Annotated in this window: 21 protein-coding genes; 8 read left to right on the forward strand and 13 right to left on the reverse strand. The window is 62.7% G+C overall.

Annotated features, from left to right (window positions below; genetic code table 11):
• The first annotated feature begins 83 nt into the window (after positions 1-83).
• From dxr to BH682_RS12090, 5 genes are all read left to right on the forward strand, one after another.
• The gene (gene dxr / locus BH682_RS12070) at positions 84-1241 is read left to right on the forward strand and encodes a 1-deoxy-D-xylulose-5-phosphate reductoisomerase (RefSeq protein ID WP_003942815.1); all 1158 of its coding nucleotides are present in this window, start codon (positions 84-86) and stop codon (positions 1239-1241) included.
• Positions 1242-1248: 7 nt separating this feature from the next.
• Positions 1249-2466 (forward strand): M50 family metallopeptidase, encoded by a 1218-nt coding sequence (locus BH682_RS12075; RefSeq protein ID WP_007734886.1) that lies wholly within the window; start codon positions 1249-1251, stop codon positions 2464-2466.
• 87 nt (positions 2467-2553) lie between these two features.
• Entirely contained in the window at positions 2554-3711 is a 1158-nt protein-coding gene (ispG, locus tag BH682_RS12080; protein WP_007734888.1) for a flavodoxin-dependent (E)-4-hydroxy-3-methylbut-2-enyl-diphosphate synthase, read from the forward strand.
• A 111-nt stretch (positions 3712-3822) separates the two neighbouring features.
• Complete coding sequence (locus tag BH682_RS12085; protein ID WP_003942692.1) at positions 3823-4659, forward strand: GNAT family N-acetyltransferase; 837 nt, start codon at positions 3823-3825, stop codon at positions 4657-4659.
• A 69-nt stretch (positions 4660-4728) separates the two neighbouring features.
• Positions 4729-6543: a penicillin-binding transpeptidase domain-containing protein gene (locus tag BH682_RS12090; RefSeq protein ID WP_047271308.1), complete on the forward strand. Its 1815-nt coding sequence runs from the start codon at positions 4729-4731 to the stop codon at positions 6541-6543.
• A gap of 4 nt (positions 6544-6547) precedes the next feature.
• On the opposite strand, the gene BH682_RS12095 is transcribed toward BH682_RS12090, so the two are convergent.
• Positions 6548-7357, reverse strand: coding sequence for a LuxR C-terminal-related transcriptional regulator (locus tag BH682_RS12095; RefSeq protein ID WP_042450799.1), 810 nt, complete (start codon positions 7355-7357; stop codon positions 6548-6550).
• Between the two features lie 178 nt (positions 7358-7535).
• On the opposite strand from BH682_RS12095, the gene BH682_RS12100 reads away from it, so the two are divergent.
• Positions 7536-9158: an AMP-binding protein gene (locus BH682_RS12100; protein ID WP_042450797.1), complete on the forward strand. Its 1623-nt coding sequence runs from the start codon at positions 7536-7538 to the stop codon at positions 9156-9158.
• 56 nt (positions 9159-9214) lie between these two features.
• Here the strand turns inward: BH682_RS12100 and BH682_RS12105 are convergent, their stop codons facing one another.
• The 6 genes from BH682_RS12105 to BH682_RS12130 are packed head-to-tail and all read right to left on the reverse strand — an operon-like array spanning position 9215 to position 14957.
• On the reverse strand, positions 9215-10000 hold the full coding sequence (locus BH682_RS12105) for an ABC transporter permease (RefSeq protein ID WP_003942733.1): 786 nt from the start codon (positions 9998-10000) through the stop codon (positions 9215-9217).
• On the reverse strand, positions 9975-10877 hold the full coding sequence (locus BH682_RS12110) for a 2-aminoethylphosphonate ABC transporter permease subunit (RefSeq protein ID WP_042450795.1): 903 nt from the start codon (positions 10875-10877) through the stop codon (positions 9975-9977). The genes BH682_RS12105 and BH682_RS12110 overlap by 26 nt, the downstream gene beginning before the upstream one ends.
• Entirely contained in the window at positions 10874-12049 is a 1176-nt protein-coding gene (locus BH682_RS12115) for an ABC transporter ATP-binding protein (protein WP_063316573.1), read from the reverse strand. The genes BH682_RS12110 and BH682_RS12115 overlap by 4 nt, the downstream gene beginning before the upstream one ends.
• A gap of 2 nt (positions 12050-12051) precedes the next feature.
• Positions 12052-13101 (reverse strand): 2-aminoethylphosphonate ABC transporter substrate-binding protein, encoded by a 1050-nt coding sequence (locus tag BH682_RS12120; protein WP_063316572.1) that lies wholly within the window; start codon positions 13099-13101, stop codon positions 12052-12054.
• 25 nt (positions 13102-13126) lie between these two features.
• Positions 13127-13804: a phosphonatase-like hydrolase gene (locus BH682_RS12125; protein ID WP_020907384.1), complete on the reverse strand. Its 678-nt coding sequence runs from the start codon at positions 13802-13804 to the stop codon at positions 13127-13129.
• A 25-nt stretch (positions 13805-13829) separates the two neighbouring features.
• On the reverse strand, positions 13830-14957 hold the full coding sequence (locus tag BH682_RS12130; RefSeq protein WP_007734899.1) for a TIGR03364 family FAD-dependent oxidoreductase: 1128 nt from the start codon (positions 14955-14957) through the stop codon (positions 13830-13832).
• 96 nt (positions 14958-15053) lie between these two features.
• Here BH682_RS12130 and BH682_RS12135 point away from each other — a divergent pair, with 96 nt between their 5' ends.
• On the forward strand, positions 15054-15797 hold the full coding sequence (locus BH682_RS12135; protein ID WP_007734901.1) for a GntR family transcriptional regulator: 744 nt from the start codon (positions 15054-15056) through the stop codon (positions 15795-15797).
• Between the two features lie 102 nt (positions 15798-15899).
• On the forward strand, positions 15900-16751 hold the full coding sequence (locus tag BH682_RS12140; RefSeq protein ID WP_050656490.1) for an SDR family oxidoreductase: 852 nt from the start codon (positions 15900-15902) through the stop codon (positions 16749-16751).
• 15 nt (positions 16752-16766) lie between these two features.
• On the opposite strand, the gene BH682_RS12145 is transcribed toward BH682_RS12140, so the two are convergent.
• The 6 genes from BH682_RS12145 to BH682_RS12170 all read right to left on the reverse strand — a co-directional run bounded on the left by BH682_RS12145 (position 16767) and on the right by BH682_RS12170 (position 23769).
• Entirely contained in the window at positions 16767-17894 is a 1128-nt protein-coding gene (locus BH682_RS12145) for an FAD-dependent oxidoreductase (protein ID WP_075832978.1), read from the reverse strand.
• 9 nt (positions 17895-17903) lie between these two features.
• A complete protein-coding gene (locus BH682_RS12150; protein WP_075835252.1) occupies positions 17904-18590 on the reverse strand; it encodes a TetR/AcrR family transcriptional regulator C-terminal domain-containing protein in 687 nt (228 codons plus the stop codon).
• A 305-nt stretch (positions 18591-18895) separates the two neighbouring features.
• Positions 18896-20041, reverse strand: coding sequence for a serine hydrolase domain-containing protein (locus BH682_RS12155; protein ID WP_075832980.1), 1146 nt, complete (start codon positions 20039-20041; stop codon positions 18896-18898).
• Between the two features lie 126 nt (positions 20042-20167).
• A complete protein-coding gene (locus BH682_RS12160; RefSeq protein WP_223304441.1) occupies positions 20168-21073 on the reverse strand; it encodes a hypothetical protein in 906 nt (301 codons plus the stop codon).
• 126 nt (positions 21074-21199) lie between these two features.
• Positions 21200-22558 carry an L-serine ammonia-lyase gene (locus BH682_RS12165; protein ID WP_075832984.1) on the reverse strand — a complete coding sequence of 453 codons (1359 nt, stop codon included), beginning with the start codon at positions 22556-22558 and terminating at the stop codon, positions 21200-21202.
• Positions 22555-23769 (reverse strand): amidohydrolase, encoded by a 1215-nt coding sequence (locus BH682_RS12170; protein ID WP_075832986.1) that lies wholly within the window; start codon positions 23767-23769, stop codon positions 22555-22557. The genes BH682_RS12165 and BH682_RS12170 overlap by 4 nt, the downstream gene beginning before the upstream one ends.
• Positions 23770-23814: the final 45 nt, after the last annotated feature.

Consider the following 23814-nt stretch of genomic DNA (forward strand, 5'->3'; position numbering starts at 1 on the left):
AATATGGTGACATACGACTGCCTGTCGTACGTAGTTGGGCGTCGATAAGGTTGTTCTCAGGTGTTATCAGCAACAATGGGCGAGTGCAGGAAACCACACGTACCCGCGTCCTCCTCCTCGGCAGTACCGGTTCGATCGGTACCCAAGCGCTGGAGGTCATCGCTGCCAACCCCGACCGTTTCGAAGTAGTCGGTCTTGCAGCGGGCGGCAACAACGTCGAGTTGTTGGCCGAACAGATTCGTGCAACCGGCGTCACGGACGTCGCCGTCGCCGATCCTGCAGCGGCATCGGCGCTGGAATCGGTAACCGCCCGTTCGGGACCGAGCGCCGTGACAGAACTGGTTCGGGACAGCGGTGCCGATGTTGTCCTCAATGCGCTCGTCGGTTCGTTGGGACTCGAACCGACACTGGCGGCTTTGAACTCGGGAGCGCGCCTGGCGCTGGCGAACAAGGAATCGCTTGTCGCCGGCGGAGCGCTGGTGACGAAAGCCGCCGCCCCCGGTCAGATCGTGCCGGTCGACTCGGAGCATTCGGCGCTTGCCCAGTGCCTACGTGGTGGAACAGGCGACGAGGTGGCCCGGTTGGTTCTCACCGCTTCGGGTGGGCCGTTCCGTGGCTGGAGCGCCGAGGATCTCGAAAGTGTGAATCCGGCTCAGGCAGGTGCGCACCCCACCTGGTCGATGGGCCCCATGAACACCCTCAACTCGGCAACTCTGGTCAACAAGGGCCTCGAGTTGATCGAGACGAACCTGCTGTTCGGGATCGACTACGACCGCATCGACGTCACCGTGCATCCGCAGTCGATCGTGCATTCCATGGTGACCTTCTTCGACGGATCGACGCTGGCACAGGCGAGTCCACCGGACATGAAGCTCCCGATTGCGCTCGCTCTCGGCTGGCCGGACCGCATCGAAGGTGCGGCGTCGGCATGCGACTTCACCACCGCCTCCACCTGGGAATTCGAGCCGCTCGATTCGTCGGTGTTCCCCGCCGTCGATCTGGCGCGAAGCGCAGGCAAATCCGGAGGTTGCTTCACCGCGATCTACAACGCGGCCAACGAAGTGGCGGCTCAGGCATTCCTCGACGGTGTCATTTCCTTCCCGGCGATCGTCCGCACGGTGGCTGCTGTTCTCGACGATGCAGGTCAATGGTCCGCAGAACCGGTTACCGTGGACGACGTTCTGGCCGCAGACGGCTGGGCACGCACACGAGCGCGTCAGCTCGTGAAGCAGGAGGGCTAGAGCTTTCATGGTTTTTGCACTGGGCGTCGTGCTGTTTGCCCTCGGCATCGGCGTGTCCATCGCCCTGCACGAAGCCGGTCACATGTGGACGGCCAAGGCTTTGGGAATGAAGGTTCGCCGCTACTACATCGGCTTCGGACCGAAGATCTTCTCGTTCCGTCGAGGTGAGACCGAGTACGGCCTCAAGGCGCTGCCGCTGGGCGGATTCTGCGACATCGCGGGCATGACGGCCCTCGACGAGATGACGCCTGAAGAAGAGCCGCACGCGATGTACAAGAAGGCGGCGTGGAAGCGCGTCGTCGTCATGTCCGGCGGTATCGCGATGAACTTCATTCTCGGGTTCCTCCTGATCTACGCATTGCTCCTCGGTTGGGGTCGAACCAGTACGGAGCCGGCACCGCCTGTTGTCAAGGGCGTGACGTGTGTTGCTCCGACGCAGCTCGGACAGGATCAGGGGTGGAAACTCGCGGATTGCACCGGTACCGGCCCGGCGGAGGCAGCCGGAATTGCTGCCGGCGATCGGATCGTCGCGGTGGACGGTCAACCGACGGACACTTTCGCCAAGGTTTCCGCGGCGATCCGCGACAAGTCCGGGACAGTCACGCTCACAGTCGAGCGCGGCGACGAGACTGTTCAAGTTCCGGTCGACGTATCGCCGGTTGAGCGTTACGTAGCCAAAGACGGCAGCACAACGCCGGAACTGGCAAAGGTAGGCGCTGTCGGAATTGAGGGTGTCAGCAATCTGATCGAGTACAACGCGCTCACTGCTGTTCCGGCGGCCTTCGACTTCACCGGCCAGATCATGGTCGACTCGGTAAAGGCGTTGGCTGACATTCCGTCGAAGGTGGGGGCTCTGTGGGAGTCGATCACGGGCGGCGAACGCGCCCAGGACACACCGATCAGCGTGGTTGGTGCCAGCGTTATCGGCGGTGAAGCGGCGGACCGTGCACAGTGGGCGACGTTCGTCGGACTGCTCGCATCGATCAACTTCTTCCTCGGTGTTTTCAACATCCTGCCGCTGTTGCCGCTCGACGGCGGTCACATCGCGGTGGTCTTCTACGAGAAGATCCGTGATTGGTTCCGCGCCCGCCGAGGCTTGATTCCCGGCGGCCCGGTCGACTACACCAGACTCCTTCCGATTACTTACGTATTCATCGTGATCGGTGGCGCGTTCATGTTGCTGACACTCACGGCTGACATCGTCAATCCGATCAAGATCTTCTGACCGTGTGAGAAGGGTGACGGTTGCCGCGCGGTAGTGCGGCGATCGCCCGGCTAAACTTGCAGTGAAGCTATGAAAGAAGGCACAGACGTGACCATCCCTATCGGACTGGGAATGCCCTCGGCACCCGCAGCGATTCTTGCTCCTCGACGCAAGACACGGCAGCTGCAGGTCGGCACGGTAGGTGTGGGCAGCGATTTCCCCATCTCGGTGCAGTCCATGTGCACCACGAAGACGCACGACGTCAATGCAACGCTGCAGCAGATCGCGGAACTGACCGCGTCCGGTTGCGACATCGTTCGTGTCGCCTGCCCGCGTCAGGAAGACGCGGACGCGTTGTCGATCATTGCGAAGAAGAGCCAGATCCCGGTTATCGCCGACATCCACTTCCAGCCGCGCTACATCTTCGCGGCAATCGATGCGGGATGCGCTGCGGTGCGCGTCAATCCGGGCAACATCAAGGAATTCGACGGCCGTGTCAAAGAGGTGGCCAAGGCTGCCGGTGACGCAGGCATTCCGATCCGTATCGGTGTCAACGCGGGATCGCTCGATCCTCGGTTGATGGAGAAGTACGGCAAGGCGACGCCCGAAGCGTTGGTCGAGTCCGCGCTGTGGGAGGCCGGGTTGTTCGAAGAGCACGGCTTCGGTGACATCAAGATCTCCGTCAAGCACAACGATCCGGTGATCATGGTCGAGGCTTACCGCCAACTCGCCGCCAAATGCGATTACCCGTTGCACCTCGGCGTCACGGAGGCAGGGCCGGCGTTTCAGGGCACGATCAAGTCCGCGGTCGCCTTCGGTGCGCTGCTCGCGGAGGGTATCGGCGACACGATCCGGGTTTCGCTCTCGGCCCCGCCGGCCGAGGAAATCAAGGTCGGTAACCAGATTCTGCAGTCTCTGAACCTGCGTCCCCGCAAGCTCGAGATCGTCTCTTGCCCCTCGTGTGGCCGTGCACAGGTCGATGTCTACACACTTGCCGACGAGGTCTCCGCCGGCCTCGAAGGCATGGAGATCCCGCTGCGCGTGGCAGTCATGGGTTGCGTCGTGAACGGACCGGGTGAAGCGCGTGAGGCCGACCTCGGTGTGGCGTCCGGCAACGGCAAGGGCCAGATCTTCGTCAAGGGCAAGGTCATCAAGACGGTGCCCGAGGCGCAGATCGTCGAGACGTTGATCGAAGAGGCGATGAAAATTGCCGAAAGCATGGAGGGTGACGCCTCGGAGGGTGCGCCGGTCGTCACCGTGAGTTGAGTGATTGCCGGATGAATCTTCCCCGTCGGTGTCAGGTTCGTGGCAATCTGAGTGCATCATGATCGGGTAGTGATATTCGTGGACGCGCAGTCGAGTCGAGGGGGTTGACGGATGCTCAAACTCCTCGGAGCCAAGCAGGTCGGAAGTCGAGATCTCGAAGACGTCCGACGGGTACTCGACGCCGATCCGGTGGCGGCCTGCATGATTGCCGCGCGCGTCGAAGAATGCGGCGTCGACCCACGAATGATTCACGGCGAGCTGTGGAGTCGAGGCGGGCCGTTGTCCTCACTGTGCTTTGCCGGGGCGAACCTGGTTCCGCTTCGAGGCGATCCGGATGACATTCGGGCATTCGCCGACCGTGCCTGTCGGATTCCACGCATGTGCTCGTCGGTCGTCGGCCGCGCCGAATTGGCGTTGCCGCTGTGGGAGATGCTCGAGCTCGATTGGGGAACTGCGCGGGAGGTTCGCCCCGAACAGCCGTTGCTCGCGGTTTCCGAGCCGTTGGCGTGCCCGTCGGATCCACTGGTCCGGCAGGTTCGCTCGGACGAACTCGAGATCTATCTGCCTGCCGCGATCGCGATGTTCATCGAAGAGGTCGGCGTCGACCCGCGTGCCAACGACGGTGGGCGCGGATACCGGCACCGTGTCGCTAGCCTGATCGCCGCTGGTCGAGCGTGGGCGCACATCGAGGACGGCCAGGTCGTTTTCAAGGCGGAGGTCGGTTCGATGTCTGCTCGCTGTGGCCAGATCCAGGGTGTGTGGGTCAACCCGGAATTTCGTGGGCAGGGCTTCGGCGTGACCGGTACAGCGGCTGTAGCGGAGTCGATCATGGCGACCGGTCGCATTGCGAGCCTGTACGTCAACAGCTTCAATACGATTGCGCGGTCGACCTATTCGCGGGTGGGGTTCCGACAGGTCGCGACCTTCTCGACGGTGCTGCTCGACTGACCGTACAAGCTGCGTGCAATGGTCGCGCCTACGCTGGGTGGAGGATTTGTCGCCCTACTATGGGGCTCGATGAACACTCGGCATTTCTCTCGTAGTCGCTCGGCCCAACTGTTGGCCTCCTGCACCGTGATTCTCTTGGCGGTGGGGATCAGTTCGTGTACTCCGAAACCCGCCGGCCCCGAGCCCGTCGCGCAGCAGTTCCTGAGTGCGTTCGGTGACAGGGATATCGACGAGGCAGCAAAACTGACGGACCGGCCTGATTCCGCGGGTCCTGTATTGAGTGACACCTGGGATGCGCTCCAGGCCGAGTCGATGACTGCCGAGACCACGTCGGTGAAGATGAACGGTGACACTGCGACGGTCGGCTACACCTACGAGTGGCACCTTCCGAAAGACCGCGTGTGGACGTACGACGGCGAGCTGCAGATGGGACGCAAGGACGGTGACTGGTCCGTCCGGTGGAGTTCGACGGACGTTCATCCGCGCCTCGGTGACAAGCAGACGATGTCGTTGCGGGCAACCGCGGCGCCGCGAGCGCGGGTCAACGAGCATTCGGGCACGGATGTCCTGGTGCCGGGAATTGTCTACCGAGTGAAGTTCGATCGCTCGAAGAGCAACGACATCATCGGTTCCGCGAACAGTCTCGCAAGTGTTCTCGGTCGGTTCGATTCTTCGCTGACGGGTCAATCGATCGCCGAATCCTCGACGGCCGTCAAGGGCGACTATCTGGTGACCCGCCTGCGCAGTGACGACTACGACCAGGTATCGGCGCAACTGGGAGCCATCTCGGGAGTATCTGTCTCGGACGAATCGGATCTCGTCTCGACGGACCCGGAGTTCGCGCCTGACCTTCTCGGGCAGATCAAGAAGACGATCATCGACGAGGTCGACGGCAAAGCCGGCTGGAGTGTCGTCACGGTCAACCAGAACGGCGTCGACACCGATGTGCTGACCGAGACTGCGCCGCAACCTGTTCCGTCGTTCAGTATCAGTTTGGATCGCAACATTCAGATCGCTGCTCAGCGTGCCGTGAACGTGAACAAGGATCAGGCGATGATGGTGGTCATCGAACCGTCGAGTGGGGCGATCCTGGCTGTCGCACAGAACAAGGCAGCAGACCGCGACGGACCGGTCGCGACGATGGGTCAGTACCCGCCCGGTTCGACGTTCAAGATCATCACGGCAGGCGCCGCAATTTCGACCGGTCAGGCGACCCCCGACACGATGGTGCCATGTCCTGGCCGGATCGAGATCGGTGAGCGCAGCGTCCCCAACTACAACGAGTTCTCACTCGGCACGGTGCCGATGGCAACGGCCTTCGCGCGTTCGTGCAACACGTCCTTCGCCAAGCTGGCCAGCGAGATGCAACCAGACACGTTGACCACTGCCGCAGCGCAGTTCGGCATCGGCCAGGACTACAACGTGGTGGGATTGCCGATCGATTCCGGTTCGGTGCCGCCGGCGTCGGACCTGGTGCAGCGGACCGAAGACGGGTTCGGTCAGGGAAAGGTCGTGGTCAGTCCGTTCGGAATGGCGATGGCAGCGGCGACGGTCGCGAACGGTTCGACTCCGGTGCCGCAACTGATTTCAGGGCGCGAAACCACCATCGACGGTGAGCGCCCGGCGATCTCGCCCGCCATGGTCGACGGCCTGCGCGGAATGATGCGACTCGTGGTCACCAGCGGTACTGCAGAACGCGTCGAAGATCAGGGTGAGGTGTACGGCAAGACCGGTGAAGCCGAGGTCGAAGGGGGATCGCACGCGTGGTTCGTCGGCTATCGCGGGAACCTGGCATTCGCGACTCTGGTTGTGCGGGGCGGAAGTTCGGACAACGCCGTCGCAGTCACCCGCGACATGCTCACCGCCCTGCCTGAAGGCTACTGACCCGTCAGGGGAGCAGTCCCAACCTCCGGGCGGTCACCACGGCTTCGTGGCGTGAGCTCGCGTCCAGCTTTCCCATCGCGCTTCGCAGATAGCTCTTGACTGTTTCCGGGCGAAGGGAAAGCCGTTGGCCGGCTTCGATGTTGGTGCAGCCGAGTGCGACCTGAGAGAGAACGTCCACTTCACGCGGGGTGAGCGTGACGTCGGATTCGGCGTCGGCGGTAGGGCGCAGCAGGTTGGCCAAACGCTGGGAGAGTCCGCGGAGTTTGGTCTGCAAGTCGGTGTCGGTGACGGTCTGGGCGACACTGCGTAGTTCGGCGTGGACTCCGCGGATCTCTTCCGAAGACATACCGTCGGCGGTAGTCGCGGCGGCGGCCTGCAGTAGTTGCAGGCGACGATCGACTTCGTCGCGGATGGCGAACTCCATCCCGAGACGCCGGGATGCGCCGACCATGACGTCTGCTGTGCGGTCACCCAACGGAGCGGAATCGCGGATCGCGGCGTAGAGCACAGCGCGCGATTTTCCCGAAACCATGACCGGAACGGCGATGATCGAATGCAGGCCCTCGCTGAGAACAGGACGGTCGAAGTGATGAGTGATGGACTGCGAATTGCCGTAATCGTTGACGGTGATCGGTGAACCCTGGGCTACGACGCGTCCGCCCATGCCCGAGCGCGGCGGGATGGCCAAGCCCTTGAGGTTGTTGGTGCGGGTGCCGACGAATTCGCTCAGGTGCAGGGTTCCGTCCTGGACCTCGCCTCCGAACAGCACGGGAACAACGCCCTGAGCTGCGATTGTGCGGAGTTCACCTCGCATTGCGTCCCCGTCGCGGGGGCGCAGAAGTGACGAAGCATGTCGGTTCACGCAGGTACCCCTTTCTGGGGGTAGTGAAGTTCTCTTGTGAGCTAGATCATAGGGGGTGAACAGTACGTATGACGAGCCGCCAACGTAACCGGTCGGGCCAACCATACGACGATCGATAAGGAGCAAGTTGATGAGCACCGATCCCACCGCACGGGTGCGCGAGCTGCTGGACCAGTACGACACCCCGCATGCCAGCGCCGCAGAATTGCTCTGCGATCGGCATCCCGCGGATGGCGTTGCATTCACCGTCGTCGAGGCAGACCTTAGCTCGGTGGACCTCACTTACGGTCATCTACGTGAGCAGTCGGCGCGTTTCGCGGCAGCTCTGGCCGACCTCGGAGTCGAGCCGGGTGACAACGTCGCGACCTTGATGGGTAAGTCTGCGGACCTGGTGGTCGCGCTCCTCGGAATCTGGCGCCGCGGAGCGGTCCACGTGCCCTTGTTCACGGCGTTCGCTTCGCCGGCCATCGCTTTCCGCTTGACGGCCAGCGGCGCGAAGGTGGTCATTTCCGACGCCAATCAGCTCGAGAAGCTCGCGCCGGGAGAGGACATCCCCGCCGACGCAGCGTGGCAGGTCATCGTCGCGGGCGGCGCGGCCGGTGACGAGTTGGACTTCGACGCACTTGTCGCAGCTCAGGATGCCGAAGACGCGAAGGGCGCTGCTCAGGCAGTCGGCGGCAACGCACCGATGGTGCAGTTGTTCACCAGTGGCACCACGGGAACACCCAAGGGCGTGCCGGTTCCGGTGCGCGCGCTCGCCTCGTTCCACGCCTACCAGGAGTTCGGCCTCGACGTCCGAGAGGACGACGTGTTCTGGAACGCCGCAGACCCGGGCTGGGCGTACGGGCTGTACTACGCGTTGCTCGGCCCGCTTGCCGCCGGCACGCGAAGCCTTCTGCTGCACGCCGGGTTCTCCGCGCCGCTGACGTGGCAGATCATCGAGAAGTTCGGTGTCACCAATTTTGCCGCCGCTCCGACCGTCTACCGCAGTCTGCGTGCCGACAAGGCTCCCGTTCCGGAAGGCATCTCGCTGCGCCGCGCTTCCTCGGCCGGTGAGCCCTTGACTCCGGATGTTGTTGCGTGGTCGAAGAACTCGTTGGGCGTCGAGGTCCGTGATCACTACGGCCAGACCGAGCACGGCATGTTCATCGTCAACGCCTGGGCTGACGGACTTCGCGACGATGTCCGTCCCGGATCCATGGGTCGTCCGTTGCCGGGTTGGTCTGCCGCTGTGCTGGAAGACAATTCGGATGACATTGCACCGGCCCGCACTCAGGGACGCGTGGCGATCGATACTCACAACAGCCCGTTGATGTGGTTCACCGGGTACGTCGATGCGCCGGAGAAGACGAAGCAGCGATTCAGCGAAGACGGCCGCTGGTACATCACCGGTGATGCGGGAATGACGGACGAGGACGGATTCTTCTTCTTCTCCTCGCGCGACGACGACGTCATCATCATGGCGGGCTACCGCATCGGTCCCTTCGACGTCGAGAGCGTGCTGGTCATGCACGAGCACGTCATCGAGGCCGCCGTGGTGGGCATGCCCGACGAGTTGCGTGGTGAGGTTCTCGAGGCGTTCGTCGTTCTTCGCGAAGGTGTCGACGGTGACGACGAACTCGAGAAGGAACTGCAAACCCTGGTGAAGAAGAAGTTTGCAGCGCACGCATACCCACGCACGGTGCACTTTGTTCCGAACCTGCCCAAGACCCCGAGTGGCAAGGTTCAGCGGTACATCTTGAGGAAGGGATAAACCCCTGCTGTGCGCCTTTATTAACCCCCGGCGGTTAATAAAGGCGCACAGCAAGGTCAGCGCCGACGAATTCTGCCGACCACCATGAGGGCGACCAGGGTGACTGCGAGCAGCAGTGTCGTATTTGCTGCGGCAAGAAATACCTGGCCACGGTCGGTGAGTCCGAAGATGCTGACCGGCAAGGTCTTCCATGTCGCCGGGTAGACCATGACCGTTGCGCCCAGCTCACCCATCGACAGTGCGATGGAAAGCCCGGCGGCCGCACCCAACGCTGGGAGCAGCAGCGGTAGCGTTACCCGTGTCAGCACCCGCACCGGGCCGGCGCCGAGTGATTCGGCAGCTTGACGGTAGGCGGGATCGAGCCGTTCGAGCGCGGCCGATACGGAACTGAAGGCAAAGGCAAGCACCAAAACCGTGTGAGCGAGAATCACGATCCACTTGGTGCCGCCGAGCAGTAGCGGGCGCTCGTTGAAAGTGATGAGCAGACCCAAGCCGATCGCGACCGACGGAACCGCAATCGGTAAATGGAATACGGCATCGGTGATGCGCCGCAGCCACATCGGTGCCTCACGCGAGGCCAGCGCGGCCCACGTTCCGACGATCAATGCCAATGCCCCCGCGATGAATGCAGTCTGCAAACTGACGATCAGGCTGGCGAAGTTCTCGTCGGACAGCGCCGTGGAGAAGTTCTTGCCGCCGAGATTCGACGGGAGTGGACCGGTCCACGATCCGGCCAAGGCAGCCGCGACGACGGTGGCGATGGGCGCGACGAAAACCACCGCGACGACCAGGGTGAAGAATCCGAGTACGAGGGCCCTAGAGCTTCGTGTCCACAGCAGCACGGCTGCCTCCCATCAATCTGTTGAAGGTGAATCGGTAGAGGCAGTACAGGCCGAGTGAGAGTGCGACCTGGACCGTCGCGATCACTGCCGCGCCGGGCAAGTCGAAGGTGACAATGCCGCGGGTGTAGATGAGGACCGGCAGAGTTACGACGTCTTTAGCCCCGGTGAAGAGCACGATGCCGAATTCATTCAGCGTCATCAGAAGCACGAGCGATCCACCGGCCAGGAGGGCCGGCCACGCTTCCGGCATCACCACCTGTCGCAGAACTCGGACGGGTGACGCGCCGAGACTGGCTGCCACGTCGAGTTGTTCACGCGGAATCTGGGTGAACGCTGCCAATAGCGGACGCACGACAAAGGGTGTGAAGAAAGTGATTTCGGCCGCGATCACACCGAACGGAGTGTTGAGGAAATTCAGTGGGCCGCTCGCATCGCCGGTGATGCGGACGATCAAGGCGTTGACGGCGCCGGCTGTCCCGTACAGGAACGTGAACGCCAGCGTGATCAGGAAAGACGGCAGGGCGAGCACCGTGTCGATCAATCGCCCCACCACCTTGGATCCGGCGAACGGAACGAAGGCAAGCACCAAGGCGAGGAAGGTTCCCAGGATCAGGCAACCCAGGGTCGACGCCACGGCGATTTGGATGGTCCGCCAGAGCGCGGTTCTGAACAGTTCCGAACCGAGCACCGAAGACCACGTGGACAACCCGGTGCCATCTGCGGTGCTCAGAGATTCCGTGAGGACACGTGCGGTGGGATAGACAGCAAACACGAGGACAAGAAGCAGTGGTGGCAGCGTCCAGCCGATCCGGCGCCACGCGATCGGGTCTTTGTGCTGGGGCGCAGCGGTTTCGGGGCGTTCCAGGGTTGTCGTCATGGGTGGCGATCCGCCGGAACCAGGACACTGCCGTCCGTGGGCAGGACGACGCCCACTTCGGTGTCGACCGGTCGTTCGTCGTGCCCTGGAACATCCGCGTCGACGCGGACATCGTCGAGGCCACGTACAGCCAGCGTCAGACGCGTCGTGGAACCGCGCCAGACGCTCGAGACGATGCGCGCCGGGAATGATCCTCGTGCGCCGAGGCCGGTTACGGCTACCGCGTGTGGACGAACACACAGGTAGGCGTCCATGTCGGACTCCCATTCGATGTGCCCGATCTCGGGCTGCGGGGCGTGAGCAGTGAACGGCGTGCCACCGATCGAGACCAGCGCGGAGGTGCCGATGACGCGTGTGACGGTGCAGGGCAGCAGGTTGGCACCCCCGAGGAACGCCGCGGTGAAGCTGGACGGCGGACGTTTCCACAAGGCCTCAGCGGTGTCGATGTCCGCGAGTCTGGCGTTGCGCATCACTGCGATTCGGTCTGCGAGCGCCAGGGCTTCACTCTGATCGTGCGTCACATAGAGCATGGCTGTGTCAGGTAGTGCTGCGCGCAGTCTCGCCAGTTCGCCGAGCATGCTCTCGCGAAGTTGAGCATCCAGGGCGGCCAACGGTTCGTCGAGGAGGAGTACTCCAGGGCGAATTGCCAACGCTCGGGCAATGGCGATTCGCTGCTGTTGACCGCCGGAAAGTTCACGGGGAAGCCGCTTTCCGTACGCCGACATCCCGACCATGTCGAGGGCTTCGGCCACGCGAGGGCCGATCTCCGACCGCGGCACGCGATGGGCTCGGAGTCCGAAGGCTACGTTTTCGGATACTCGCATGTGCGGGAAGAGAGCGTACGACTGAACGACGACGCCGATACCGCGTTGTGCGGGAGGCAGATTGGTGATGTCTCGGGTGCCGAGCTTGACGGAACCGGACGTGGGGCGGACAAATCCCGCGAGGGCCTTCAGAGCGGTCGACTTGCCGGATCCACTGGGCCCCAGCAGTGCCACAGTTTCACCCGGCGCCACTCGTAGATTGAAATCGACGAGTGCATGGGTTGCGGTCTTCCCGCGGCCGTAGGCGACGTTGACGCGATCGAAGGTGATGGCCGGAGCAGAATGTTCGATCGCTCCGTGAACACCGACGGTCTCGGGGAGCGTCCGCCCCAGTCTGGTTCTTGCCATGATCAGCTCCCGGTGGCTTTCTGGTAAGCGGCGATGTCGGCGTCGAGCGAGCTGAGGACGTCGTTCCAGTTCGGGGTCCACACGTTGACGCCCTGCAGAACTCCGGAAGGCGTGTTCTTGTCGGTGGATTCACCGGCAGCGCTTCGGACGTCCTCGCGGACTGATACGCCGAGTGCATCGGTGGCGACGGTCTTCTGGGATTCTTCGGAGAGCAGGAACTCCATCAACTTCTTGGCTTGTTCGCTGCTCGGTGCGCTCTTGGCGAGGCCCATCACGTAGGGCAGTGCAATGGTGGTGCGAGTGCCGTCGGCTCCAGCGGGGAAGAAGATGTCGAACTTCGATCCGTCGTCGGTGATGGAGGCGAGGTTCATCTGGACGTCACCGTTGGCGACCAGCAGCTCTCCGTTACTGACCTTGGGCTGGAGCTTTCCGGTGGAAGACGAGGGTCCGACGTTGTTGGCCTGGAGCTTTCCGAGGTAGTCGAGTGCTCCTTCCTTACCCATCAGGTGCTGGAGCAGCAAGAGCACCGCGGTACCGTCGCCGGCCTGGCCGGGCGTGGAGTACTGCAACTTGCCCTTGAACTGGTCAGTGAGCAGATCGTCCCAAGATTGTGGGGCGGGTGATGCAGTCGGATTGGCGATGAACGAGAGGTAATTCTCGACGACGGGTACGTACTTGCCGGCGTCGTCCTTGTCTCCGGCAGGAACGGCGGAGGTGTCGATTCCGCTGGGCTCGAGCAGACCTTGGGCGTCGGCCTTCTGGATGAACGGGGGCAGCGTGATGATCACGTCTGCCTGTGGGTTGGACTGCTCCTTTTCGACGCGGGAGACGACCTCGCCGGATCCGGCTTCCACGAGGTTGACGGCGATACCGGTCTGCGCGGTGAAGGCGTCGAATCTTCCCTTGTACCAACCGGACAGGCCGTCGGCGCTGTATACGGTGACGGTCTCGGTGTCTGATCCGGCAGCAGTGCCGGTGCCACCGCAGGCAGTGGTGAACGAAAGGACGGACACGGCGAGAGCGGCCGCAGCGATGCTCGGGCGTAGACGCATGACGATTCCTTTTTCGGAGGTGAGATCAGGAGTGGGTGAGGAGTTCGGCGAACTCCGTCACGGACGGGACGATGTGGGTGGCTCCGGCGTCGCGAAGCTGTTGCTCGTCGTGTGCGCCGGTCAGAGTTCCGGCGACGATGGATGCGCCGGAACGAATGCCGCTGAGCACGTCGTTGGACGTGTCGCCGAGTACGGCGATCTGGTGGACGTCGTCGATCGAAAGTTTGAGCAGGGCAGTCAGAATCAGGTCCGGGTACGGTCGACCGCGACCGGCCTCGGCGGGGGAGAGGGTGAGATCGGCGAGGGTTTCCCAGCCGAGCGCGACGAGGAGTTTGTCCTGGGTCGATCGGCTGAACCCGGTGGTCAAGGCAACTTTGATGCCGGCCTCGCGCAAAGTGGTGATGGCTTTCTCGGCGCCGGGGATCGGCTCGGCCAGGCCCTGGTCGATGAGGGAGTCGTACGTGGTTTCGAAGGCGGCGTTCGCGGCCTGGGCGCGGTCTTCGTCACCGAAGATCGCCCGGAACACGACGATCTTCGACTGGCCCATCGTGTCGAGGACGTACTGGCGAGCGGCGTCGGCTTCCGGGCCTTCGGCGGGCAGTCCGCCGGCTTCAGCGGCGGCTGCGAAGGCGCGAAGAACCAGTCCGTCGTCGGCGACGGTGGTGCCGGCCATGTCGAGAACGGCAAGGGTGATCGGAGACATGAGAAGTCTTTCTTGTCGTTGAGATTCAGAGACCGAGCTGGTCGGCGGTTTGTTCCGCCAGTGCCGGGCCGAGCGTCATACCGCGGCCACCGGGGCCGGCAACCACCCAGACGTTGTCGGCGGCTTGTGCGCGGTGAACAAGTTGTGAGGGGTCGATGCACTGGCTGTAGACGCCCGCCCAACGCTTGACGATTGGCGGAAGATCGCGTCCCAGAAGTGTTTCCACGACTCCGGACAGATGGCGATAGGGCGCCTCGTCGACATCGAAGTCGAAGGGTTCTTCGTATTCGTGGGTATCGCCGATGGTCAGCCCGCCGTGCAAGCGCTGCACGCACAGGAGTTGCATGCGGTGTTCCTCGGCAGTCGGTTCCTGCGGCTGCACTGTGCGGAGGTGATCGAGGGCAGATCCGGCGAAACCGGGGTAGTAGCGGAAGCTGTCACCGTCAGCGATTGCGGTGGTGAGCTTTTCGCCGAGTGGGGCGCTCTGCATCATCTGCAGGCGCACACGGCGCAACGGGAGATCGCCGGCGAGATCGCGAGCCAATCCGCCGAGTGTTGCTCCGGGGCAGACGATCACGAGATCGGCGTCGAAGCTGCGACCGTGGTCGTCGCGGATGTGTGCGCCGGAGGTGGTCGTCGTGATCTCGCGGGCTTCCGTTCCGGCGTGGAAAGTGTAACGGCCGGTGGATTCGAGGTAAGAACGGATGGCGGGGAGCGCTTGCCGTGACTCGACAGCGGCGTCCAGCGTGCAGTGCAGTCCGCCGAGAAACTTGCCCCGGAGCGCGGGGTTGACGACGCGAACGGCGTCGGGATCCAGAAGCGCGAACCCTCGGTTGTCGGCGTCCGGCCGAGAGAACGCTTCCTGCGCGACCGCGACCTCCTCCTCGGTGCGCATGAGGGTGATGGAGCCGGCTGGGCGGTATCCGACGCCGGGGACACGGGCGGCAAGGTCCGCCCACAGCTCGCGCGAACGCAGCGCGGCTTCGAGTTCGTGCGGAGCACGCCCGGATACCCAGACCAATCCGAAGTTCCGTACCGTTGCACCGCGGGCTTCGGGCTCGCGTTCGAGATGGATGACGTCGTGTCCCCGGCGGATTGCCTCGTCGGCGTGCGCCGTTCCGAGGATTCCTCCGCCCACAATCAAAATTCGCATGTAGAGATAGTGACGTTTGGTCTAGACCAATAGGGGGAATTGAGACGAACTCCAGGTTAACAATTGGTATAGACCGAATTCTTGTACGCTTGCGCCATGAATCAGCAGACGTCCACCGGGCCGGGGACCTCGAGCGTCGTGATCGAACCGGAGTTGAAGTACTACCGGGTGCGCACCGAGATCGAGACCATTCTCAGTGGGCTCGAGGAGGGCGACGCAGTCCCGTCCGAGCGGGAATTGGCGGCGCGGTTCACAGTCGCTCGCGAGACGGTCCGTCAAGCGCTTCGTGATCTTCTTGTCGAAGGGCGAATCGAGCGGCGGGGGCGGGGCACTGTCGTCGCGAGTCCGAAGTTGGTTCAGCCGCTATCGATTCGTTCCTATACCGAAGGTGCTCTGAGCGCTGGGCGAGTACCCAGTCGTAAAGTTGTGACCTTCGAACGAATGTCGGCCGACGACGGTCTCGCCACGGAATTGGGTATCGAACCAGGTGACAGCGTCGTTCATCTCGAGCGTGTTCTCTTCGCCGACGGAGAGAAGATCGGACTCGAATCAACGTTCTTGCCGGACAGCAGGTTCGGTGAGATGCTCGACGCTTTCGATGCGACGACGTCGCTGTACGCGGCTATCCGTTCCATCGGCGTGGTCTTTGCCTCCGCAACCGAACGGATCGAGACGGTGCTCGCTTCACCGCGGGAGGCAACGCTCGTCGAGTCCACCACCTCGATGCCGATGCTTCTATTGCACCGGACGTCTGTCGACCCGGACGGTGTGCCGATCGAGCGCGTTCGTTCGCTCTACCGCGGCGACCGTATTGCCTTCTTGACGACTCTTCGCGAGTAGGAGGGGCGTCGAGGGGGTCTGCTGTTACCGGGAACGATAGGCACTCCCAGGCCCGTGGAATCTGTTCTGTACTGGACTCCATCAAACGGGAGGACAGTGAACATGGGTGACAAGAAGGTCTGGTTCGTAACCGGCGCAGGCCGGGGGATGGGAGTCGATATTGCTCAGGCGGCTCTTGCCGCCGGGCACGCGGTGGTGGCAACGGGGCGTGATGCGGACCGTGTTTCTGCAGCGATCGGTGCGCATGACGACCTGTTGGTGATTGCCTTGGACATCACCGACGATCAAGCCGCATATGCTGCGGTGGACACGGCAGTTGCACGATTTGGTGGAATCGATGTACTGGTGAACAACGCCGGAAACTTCTACGCCGGGTTCTTCGAGGTTGTCAGTCCGGCGCAACTTCGCGCTCAGATGGAGACCAACTTTTTCGGGCCGATCAATGTGACACGGGCGGTGTTGCCGGTAATGCGTAGGCAACGGAGTGGACGTGTCGTGACTGTCAGCTCGCTTGCGGGCCTGGTTGGTCAGGAGTTTTGCGCAGCCTACGCGGCGTCGAAGTTTGCGCTGGAGGGTTGGATGGAATCATTGCAATTCGATGTCGAACCGTACGGAATCGGGACGATGATCGTGGAGCCGGGATTCTTCCGGACCGAACTGCTTGTCGAGGGTGCGTCGTCGGTCTGGCCGGAATTGTCGATAGACGATTACGACGCTCGGACTGGCGAGACCGTCGAAGCGTGGAAGAGTATGAACGGTGCCCAGGGCGGGGATCCGGTGAAACTTGCCGCGGCACTTGTGGCACTTGTCGATTCGCCGCTACCCCCACGTCGTTGGGTCGCCGGTGCCGATGCAGTGTCCGTGGTTGAGCAGAAAGCCCACCAACTACTCGATCAAGTTGAAGCCCATCGCGGTTTGTCCTCGTCGCTTGCCCACGTGGACGTGACGACCTGATCCGAGTTTGTCAGGTCACGGGAGTGAGGTGAACATGTCCACGAGCCCCTGGGGTGCGTTCTCGCCGAAGCACATGTCCAGTCCATCAGCGGACTGTTGTGCCGCCGCGGCGCTGCGTGGGAATAGGCGCTCTTCGTAGACAGCTAGCCCTTCCTCCGTGCTGCTGTGCGAAGCGATCGCCTGGCCGAGTTCCGCGCCGTCGAGCATTGCCAGGTTCGCACCCTCTCCGGCAAACGGCGACATGACGTGTGCCGCGTCCCCGAGCAGAGTGACCCCGGGAGTACGGCTCCAACTGTGCCCGATGGGAAGAGCATGGATGGGGCGAGGGGTCAGCGAGCTGTCCGCTTCGACGATCAGTGACCGCAGTGACTCGTCCCAGCCCGAGAAGTGTTCCAGCAGAACCTTCTTCGCAATGTGATCGTCGGAGAAGTCGACACTCGCTGACCAGTTCTCGGGAACTCGCAGGGCGGCGTAGATGTGCAGACTGTTGTCGGTCTCACGGTGGGCAAGGAAGCCCTTGTCGGCACTGAGTGCGAACATCATTCCGCCGCCGACGGTTTCAGCGGCATCCACGTGCTGGTTGTCGGCGTCGTCGAGGTCGAACTCCACGAAAGATATTCCGGTGTACGCAGGAGTGTCGTTTGAAACCAGTGGGCGAATTTTCGACCACGCACCGTCTGCGCCGACCAGGAGATCGGTGGTGAAGTGGGTGCCATCCGCGAGGTGAACTTCGTGTCGACCATCCGGCAACGGATGAGCACTGCGGACCTTGGCTCCCCAGTGGATTGTTTCCTTCGGAATTGAGCTGAGCAGTAGGTCACGCAGCTGGCCGCGGTCGATTTCCGGGCGGTCGCGGTCTCCGGTGTCCTGCTCGCTCAGGTGCACGACGGCATTTCGATCGAGGACGCGTGTCTCTTCCCCGCCTTGATGAACGAGGCCGCGGAACTCCTCATAGAGGTCGGCGGCATGAAGCGCGATCTGACCCGAGTCTTCGTGGATGTCGAGCATCCCGCCTTGAGTTCTGGCTGTCGGTCCGGATTCGAGATCGAATACCGCCGAATCGATTCCGCGGAGATGGAGGACTCGGGCGAGGGTGAGGCCACCGAGGCCGGCGCCGATGATTGCGATGGGGTAGTGGTTCATGGTGGGTTCCTAAGAAGTGAGTGGGGTGTTCTCGATGCCGGTGATGAGCGTGCGGAATCCCCAAGAGAGGCGCGCCGAGGGTTCACCGGCAAGTAGAGCTGTTGCATGTCTTGCGACGAGTGGGTGCGTTTGCGGGTTTGCGTTCTGGATTGCGTCGGTCAACGCGCTCCATCGGGCATCCGCGTCGGCGGAATTGTTCGGCGCCGAGTGTTCGGCAGCAGTGGACGTCGCGTACTGCAGTAGCAAGTCCACGCCCCACCCGGCCTGACCTGGAGGGACTTCGCCTTCGTCGAGCAATGCCAGCAGGCGCTCGAGCAGGCGCACGTAGTGAACTCCGCTGGGCCGGGAAACGAGAGCCGACTGGGCAAGGCCGGGATGATCGAACAGTACGGCCGTGTAGGACGTCAGCACCCGTTCGAGGCGCGCTTGCCAAGTGCCGGAGGAATTTTCGGCGAGGTCCACGACTCCGAGGAGTTCGTCGAGAACCGCGGCATGCAGTTCGACTGTGTTGCGCACGTACACATACATCGATGCCGGCCCGGTGTCGAGTTCGAGGGCGAGTCGACGCATCGTCAATTTCTGCAAGCCCTCCGACCGCAAGATTTCCACCGCGGTACTGACGATGCCCTCGCGTGTCAGGGCGGGTTTGGCCGGACGATTGCGACGGCTCGACGGACCTGTTGGCTGAGTGGGCATGATTTCACCGTACACGAACATGTTCGTAACGAACATGTTCGTTGGATCACGCACTGAACGTCCACCGCTGTGCGGAGCCATATCGGGAGCGGTGGGTTACATGCCTGTACCGCCGGAGAGCATTGCGATCGTCAGTAGGATGCCACCCACAATCCCCACGAGCGGGCTGTCGCTGTCGAGAAGCCAGTCGTTCAACGATCCCATGAGCGCCTCTTTCGGGTTTCGATCTGCCGACGGTCGAGCCTATCGACAGATCGAACCCGATATGTCACTTTCGTCCGAATTGTGGATCGGACCCGAGGTGATCAGCCGTAGACGTTGCCCGGGCTGATCAACTTGGTGATCGGCACCATCAAAGCACTGGTCAGATCAGTCTCGCCGTCGATGTCGGTGTTGATGAAGACGACCAGGGTGGTGTCCTTCTCGGGCAAGTAGACCGAGACTGTCTTGTAGCCGGGCAGGCTTCCGTTGTGACCGATCCAGCCGCCGCTGTTGAACAAACCGAGTCCGTAGCCGGAGCTGTCGTCCCCTTCGCTCAAGCTCACGGTTTGCAGGCGCTGCTTCTGAGTGGCGTCGGTCAGGAGATCGCCTTTGGCCAGCGCCGGAACCCAAATGCGCATGTCGTCCAACGACGAGATCATTGCACCCGCGGCGCCGCCCCACGACGGATTCCAGTCCGTCGCCGCGGTCACGGATTCGTCGAGCGTTTGGTTGGTGTACCCCTGAGCGTGTGGTGTCGGGAACGCGTTGGTGGTGGGAAAGCTGGTGTGCTCCATTCCGAGTGGTGTCGTGATCTTGGTGTCGATGACTTCCGACAGTGTTGAGCCGGAGACCTTTTCGATCACCATGCCCAGCAGAACAGTGTTGGTGTTCGAGTAGTCGACGGTGGTCCCTGGTCGAAGCTGAAGCGGGAGGTCCTTGACGTACCCGACGAGTTCCTCCGGTGTGAAAGTTTGGCGGGGATCCGAAAGATATTCCATCACAAACTGTTCGGACGTCGTGTAGTCCACGAGGCCGCTGCGCATTCCTGCCAGGTGACGCAAACTGATCGCATCACCTTCCATGACGCCGTCGACGTACTTGGAGATCGGATCATCGAGACCGATCTTTCCCTCGTCGACCAATTGCAGCAGGGCGGTCACGGTAAATGTTTTGGTGACGCTGCCGATCCGGTGGTAGAAGTCGGTTTCCATCGGCGCTTTGGTTGCCGTATCCGAGACTCCTGCAACCTTGACGTAGTTGCCGTCGGGCCCCCAAATGCCCACCATCGCACCGGGAATCCCGGTCGAATTCACCGCTGCGTCGACGATCGAATCGAGCTGGTCGGTGATGGTCGAGTCCATGATCTTGTCGGATGTGTCTGTGGATTTGTCCGTGCTGCAGCTGATTACAGCTCCAACCATGGCGCTGCACAGGCCGACAAGCAGGATGCGTCTTGCTCCGGTTTTCATGAGTCGAACTCTGCCTGTCCGAGGGCACTCACACATCGACCCCGGGTACGGCAGACGCAGTCCCCAGGTACCTCCTCAACCGGTACCGGGGGACTACGGAACCCTGGCCTGAACCCTTGACTTGGGTCAGAGTCCGCCGTCGAAGAACGCCGCCAGCGCGGGTGCCGGGTCTGCCGCGGTGCCCATATTTGCTACGCCGACAACGATCAATCCCAGCGTGAACAGTGCAGTGAGAAGACCGATCGACCCCGACACGAATCTCGTCCGTCGCTCGGATCGCGCCGTTCTCGCGAAGCGTGCCCACACGACCACAGTCACGGTCAGTGATATTGCTGCCGCGATCAGCGCGATCACCGCCATGGCCAAGTGATACCGCGCGAAGTCGCTGATCATCAGTTCGAGGGCGGGACTTTGCTGGTTTCCGGTGCCCGTCGACTGAGCGAGCTGTTGGCGGACCTGCCCGACAGTGTCGCCAAGTGCCCCATCCGCCTGGGCCACGGGCAACATCGAGATCAGCGATGAGAAGGGTGCAACGACACCTTGGATATTTGCCATCACGAGTACCGAGGAAAACATCGCGAGGAGCGTGACCAGCCCTCCCGCCGAGACGAATGCGAGTTTCTTTCCAGCCGTCAGAGGGCCGGCGTTCACGAACGACGCCTTGAGCATCCGGCCGAGTGCGAGCAGAACCGTCAGCAGGATTACCGCGATCACGGCCTTGGCGACGTGGTACCGCAGCCAGTAGTCGACAGCGGACTCCAACCTCGGCGAGAAGGCTTGGACACCGGAACTCCAGTATTCGACGAACGCGGCGCGGACCGTCTCGACGAGTTCTCCCTGGTCTGCGTACCCATCACCCGGCCTACTCGTCAGCATGCCCGGGGCGAGAACGAAGGCAGCGGAGAAACCGGCGACCAACGCGATCAACGCGGCGATCTTGCGACCGGAGGACTGCGTCGAGCGCGACGGCCCCGCAGTGTTGTGCCGTGAAGAATTGTGCAGTGGGATTCCTCCAGCGTGATGAGCGATCATCTGGTCACCGTCCACAAAGTCATGTCACCGAGTGTAGAAATCGGTACACCGGACTTCATCGTTCGAGAGGATGATATTTCCGGCGACGGCGTCCGCCCGCCCTCGCCGCTGCCGCCGACATCCCCCTCAGCACTCGACGACATTGACGGCGAGCCCGCCTTCACTGGTTTCCTTGTAACGCACGGACATGTCGTTTCCGGTTTGGCGCATGGTTTCGATGACGGTATCGAGGCTCACCACATGCGTCCCGTCACCGAGGTATGCGAGCTGAGCTGCGGTGACTGCAGTCGAGGCGGCTACGGCATTTCGTTCGATGCAGGGGATTTGGACCAGGCCACCAACCGGATCGCAGGTCAGCCCCAGATGGTGTTCCATGGCAATCTCAGCGGCATTCTCGATTTGTCGTGGTGATCCGCCCATGACAGCGCACAAGCCGGCTGCCGCCATCGCGCAGGCAGCTCCGACCTCACCCTGGCACCCCGCCTCCGCACCCGAGATCGAGGCATTCGCCTTGATGATCGATCCGATTGCGGCTGCGGTGAGGAGAAAGGTTCGAACGTCGTGAACGCCGGCGCCCGTCGCGCGTATGTGGTGATAGAGCACCGCCGGCACGATGCCTGCCGCGCCGTTCGTCGGAGCCGTTACCACGCGGCCACCTGCTGCATTTTCTTCGTTGACCGCCATGGCGTAGACGGTCAGCCACTCGCGTGAGGAGGGTGCGCAGTTACGTTGTTCCAGTTGAATGTTCGCAGACCGTGCTCTTCGGCGAACTCCGAGACGCCCGGGCAATACACCTTCGGTCTGGGTGCCGCGTTCGATGCATGCGCGCATCGCGGACCAGATCGCGTCGATGCCGGTGAATGCCCGATCCTGGCCGTGCGTCGCGATTTCGTCCGACAGTGCCAACTCGGCGATAGTTCCGGAGCCGCATTCCGCCAGTAGCTCTTTCGCGGTTCGATAGCGTGAGTTGATCGAATGCGCGCTTGCTTGCGTCTCCGTTCCGGCGCGCAGTACGAATCCGCCACCGATCGACAGATATATACTCGTACAGACGATTTCGCGACCGCTGAAGGCGGTCAGGGTCATCGAGTTGGGGTGCCCGTGACGGCGAACGAGCGGCTCGAACACCATGTCCTCGTGAGTGAACACAACGTGCCCGAGTGAGCCGCCGACGAGCTTCACCGATCCGCCGTCCGAGAGCTCGGCCCAACGCCCGTGAACGTCGTTCGGCTCGCACGTTTCAGGATCCAACCCACGAAGTCCCGCGATCACCGCGTCGGGAGTGCAGTGCCCTATTCCGGTGGCGGCGAGAGAGCCGTGCAGATTGCAGCGAATTCGGTCGACCGACGCGGTCAAGCCGGCGGCGGAGAGCTCGCCGACAAAAGTGCGGGCGGCTCGCATCGGACCGACCGTGTGTGAACTGGAGGGCCCGATGCCGATGGAGAAGAATTCGAGCGCGGAAACATAGACGCCGGTGGTGCTCATTCGGCGCTCGTGACGGTAGTCGCTCCTGACTCGCGCTGGGCCGCAATCGTCAGGAGGTTGGAGCGCGAGTCTCCGGTGGCGGCTCGGATCACAGTGCGCGCCATTGCAATTGCTCCGTGCAGAACAGCTTCGTCGCCCGCTGCGGAGCGGGCATCAGCGGCAAACTCGATCGTGTGAGGAACTCCGGTAACGCCGCGTAACGCGATCATCGGGTGGATCGAGGGAACCACCTTCGACACGTTGCCCATGTCTGTCGAGCCACCGGTCAGGGGAGTTCGGGCGGCCGCGGTGCGGCCCAGGCTCGCGATCTCCTCGTCCCAGATCGTCGCCAGCACTGGGTGTTGTACCAGCTCCTCGTACCGAGGTTCGGCGCGTTCGGTCGACCAGGAGCAGTCGCTGGCCACAGCTGCGCCCTCGAAGCAGGCGAGCATACGACGCTTGGCGTCCAACAGCACGTCGAGTTCTGCGGCCCGAACTTCCGCTCGCACCAATGTCGAGGCCGGAATGATGTTTGTTGCTTCGCCGCCGTGCTCGACATAGGCGTTGAGCCTGACGTCGGGAGGAAGTTGTTGACGGAGGAGTCCGATGGCGACCAAGGCGATCGTGGCGGCGTCGCCTGCGTTGATGCCCTTGTGTGGCGCAGCGGCCGCGTGTGCGGCTCGTCCGGTGTAGGTCACGTCGAACCGGTCGACTGCCTGCGTTCCGGTGACGGTGCAGCTGACGTCTTCACCTGCAGCGCCGTGGACCATGATCGACATCGCCGCGCCCTCCCATGCGCCACGTTCGAGCAGCAAGACTTTCCCGCCGCCATGTTCTTCGGCCGGCGTACCGAGAAGGACGACGGTCAGGCCGTGTTCCTCCGCGACCTCTCCGAGCGCGATCGCTGCTCCCAGTCCGGCAGCGGCGATGACATTGTGTCCACACGCATGACCGATGTCGGGAAGGGCGTCGTACTCGGCGCAGACGACGACGCGGAAGGGGCCGGAGCCCCGCACCGCTTCGAATGCCGTCTCGAGGCCGTAGGCGGCGCGAGTAACCGTGAAGCCGGCTTCCTCTGCGGCGTCCGCCAAGAGGGCGGATGCCCGATGCTCTTCGAATGCCAGCTCTGGGTGAGCATGGATCGTGTGGCTGACGTCGATGAGGCGTGATGCCCACTTCTCGATCGTGCTCGAAACCGTGTCTGTGAGGGTGCGGGTGTCAGCGATGGACATGGGTATTGCTTCCTTTCAACATCTTTGGTTCTCTGTGTCTTCGGA

It is taken from the genome of Rhodococcus sp. YL-1 (genome assembly GCF_001942025.1).
Classification (GTDB): domain Bacteria; phylum Actinomycetota; class Actinomycetes; order Mycobacteriales; family Mycobacteriaceae; genus Rhodococcus_F; species Rhodococcus_F qingshengii.